This window comes from Nocardia sp. NPDC004718, from assembly GCF_053601535.1.
Window position 1 is genome coordinate 1 of sequence record NZ_JBSGCA010000127.1, and the last position, 3,533, is coordinate 3,533.

The 3,533-nt window shown below is 68.8% G+C and carries 1 protein-coding gene; it reads right to left on the minus strand.

The window, feature by feature from the left end; genetic code table 11:
• The coding region (locus tag ACWEH3_RS35815) for an amino acid adenylation domain-containing protein (RefSeq protein ID WP_452358499.1) at nucleotides 1–3,533 on the minus strand (3,533 nt) is incomplete at both ends.

The following is a 3,533-nucleotide window of genomic DNA, read 5'->3' on the forward strand; positions in this document are numbered from 1 at the left end:
GTACGCGCCGCGTACGCCACCATCACATCCCGCACCAACGGACCCATCGACGACGCATCCGCCGCGATGTGATGCACCACCACCGCCAGCACATACGTCTCGGGCGCTCCGTCGACCTGGATGAGGACGGCCCGCAACGGCACCTCGGCCGTCACGTCGAACGGAGTCGCCGCCAAGGCGTACACCGTGCTCGCCACGTCCGACTCGGCCAGCACCCGCGGAGTGAGATCCAAGGCGACCTGCCCAGCGGGCAACACCAGCTGCACCGGACCGTCGACCGTCTCCGGATACACCGTGCGCAGCACCTCATGGCGCACGACCACATCCTGTAGCGCCGCACCCAGCGCGGCGACATCCAACGCACCGGTCAACCGCAACGCGAACGGCAGGTTGTAGGCCGCCGAACCGATCTGCTCCGCGGCCTCATCGGACTGATCGAAGCGGTTGAGGAACCACATCCGCCGCTGCGCCAACGACAACGGCAACCGCTCCGGCCGGGCGATACTGCCCAACTCCACGCGCTCACCGTGCGTGTGCGACTCCAGCGCCGCCGCCAACCCGGCCACCGTCGGAGTCTCGAACAGCGTCCGCACCGGCACGCGGCCACCGACCGCCGCGCCGAGACGCGCCACGACTTGGGTGGCGACCAGCGAATTGCCGCCGAGCGCGAAGAAGTCGTCATCCGCGCCGACCCGGGTCACACCGAGTACCTCGCCGAACACACCCGCCACGATCTCCTCGATCGCGCTCGAGGGCGCACGGAAGTGCTTGGTCTCGAAGGTGGGCTCCGGTAGCGCCTTACGGTCCAGCTTGCCGCTGGAGTTCAGCGGGAACGCCTCCAGCGCGACGATGGCGCCCGGAACCATATAGGCGGGCAACGTCTCACCGATCGCGGAGCGCAGTTCCTGCGTGTCGATCCGGGCTCCCGGAGTGGGGACGACGTAAGCCACGAGTTGGTCGCCCAGCGATGAAGGCGACACGAGCGCCACCGCCTGGCTCACCGAAGGCTGCGCCAGCAGCGCCGTCTCGATCTCGCCCAGCTCGATCCGCTGACCACGGAACTTCACCTGGAAATCGGTCCGGCCGAGATAGTCGAGGACCGCGTCGTCGGCGTCCTTGCGCCATACGACGAGGTCACCGGTGCGGTACATCCGGTCACCGTTGCCGAAGGGGTTGGCGACGAACCGGTCCGCGGTGAGATCGGGACGCCGCACATATCCGCGGGCCAGCTGATCACCGGCGAGGTACAGCTCACCGGGCACACCCACCGGCACCGGCCGCAACCACGAGTCCAGGACGTACACCTGGGTGTTCCACTGGGGCAGACCGATCGGCACGCTGCGCTCGTCCGCCGACGCGGGCCAGTAGGTCACCGAGACCGCCGCCTCGGTCGGGCCGTACAAGTTGTGCACCGCGGCGTCGGACACCACGTGCATGGCTCCCACGGTCTCCGGGGGCAGCGCCTCGCCGATCACGAAGACGTGCTTCAGCGTCGGGCAGCTGCCGGGCGTGGTGTGCGCGGCGAAGACGGTCAGCATGGACGGCACGAAGTCCGTCACCGTCACACCCTGCGCCGCAATGGTTTCCGCGACGTAGGCGGGGTCGCGGTGCCCGTCCGGCGTGGCGACGACGAGCTTCGCTCCCGCACGCAACGGCATGAAGTAGCCCCACAGCGAGACGTCGAACGTCGTCGCCGTCTTCTGCAGGTACACGTCGTCCGGGCCCAGCGGGTATTCCGCCAGCATCCACGCGATCTGGTTGTCGATCGCCGCATGGGACACCGCGACGCCCTTGGGCCTGCCGGTCGATCCCGACGTGAAGATCACGTACGCCGGGTGCTCCGGCAGCACCGGACGCAGCAGTTCCTCCGGGCGAACCGGGCTGTCGTCGAAGCCGTCGAGATCCAGGGTGTCGACGGCGAGCGTCCGGACGTCCTCGGGCAGGGCCGCCGCGTCGGCGCTGGTCGTCACGACACAGAGGGGGCGAGCGGTGTCGAGGATGTGCGCGATGCGTTCGGCCGGATGATCCGGATCCAACGGCACATACGCCCCACCCGACGCCACCACCGCATACATCCCCACCACGAGATCCAACGACCGCCGAACCGCCAACCCCACCAACGACTCCGCACCCACACCCTGCGAAATCAACAAACGCGCCAGCCGATTCACCCGCGCATCGAACTCACGATAAGTCAGCTCGGCGCCCTCGTAAGCAACGGCGATCCGTTCCGGATTCGCTTCGACGGCACGGCGATATCCGTCGAGCAGCAATTCGGAGCGGACGGGGTAACGGGTGTCGTTCCACTCGTGCAGGATTCGATCGCGCTCGACCACGCTGAGCAGGTCGATCCCGCCCAGTGCGCGATCGGGGTCGGCCACGACCGCGCGCAGCAACCGGTTCAGGCGCGCCGCGAATTCGGCGACCGAACCCTCATCGAAAAGGTCGGTGGCATAAGTGAACATGGCGGCCAGGCCCGCGTCCGGACCTTCCTGCGGCGTCACCGTCAGCTGCAGATCGAATTTGGCCACCGCGCCGTCGAGTTCGACCGCGCCGACCGACAGGCCGGGCAGCTCGAGCTCCGCTCGGTCCATGTTCTGGAAGAACAGCGCCACCTGGAACAGCGGATGATGCGCCTGCGAGCGCACCGGGTCCAGCACCTCGACCAGCCGCTCGAACGGCAACTCGGCATGCGAGAAGGCCGCGAGGTCACGTTCCTTGGTCACCGCAAGCAGTTCGGCGAACGAGGCCGCCGGATCCACCGCGGTCCGCAACACCAGCGTGTTGACGAACATGCCGACCAGATCGTCGAGTTCGGCCTCGCCGCGGCCCGCGACCGGCGTGCCGATGGTGATGTCGGCGGAGCCGGACAATCGGGCGAGCAACGCCGCGAACGCGGTGTGCACGACCATGAACAACGAGGCGCCGTTCGCGTGCGCGAGTTCGTCGAGCCGGGCCCGGGTGGGTGCGTCGACGGTGAAGGTGAAGACGCCTCCGCTTCCGGATGCCGCGGCGGGACGCGGCCGATCCGTGGGGAGATCGATCCGGTCCGGAATGTCCGCGAGAGTCTCACGCCAGAAGGCGATCTGCGTCGCGGCCACGGAACGGGGGTCGTTCTCCTCGCCCAGCACGGCGCGCTGCCACAGCGTGTAGTCCGCGTACTGCACCGGCAGCGGTTCCCAGCCGGGTGCGGTGCCCGCGCTGCGCGCGACGTAGGCGGTCATCAAGTCGCGCACCAGCGGCGCTATCGAGGTGCCATCGGCCGCGATGTGGTGCACGACGACGGCGAGGACGTAGTCGTCGGGACCGGTCCGCGCGAGCGAAAGCCGCAACGGCACCTCGGCCGCGACATCGAAACCGGTGGCGGCGAACGTACGCAGCCAGTCCGGGAGTTCCCCGGCGGCCAGGTCGTGCGGCGTCAGGTCCGGCGTCGCCTCCGCGGCGGGCAGCACCACCTGATACCCGGTACCGTCCACCGCCGGATACACCGTCCGCAACGTCTCATGACGCCCGACCACATCCGCCACCGCCGC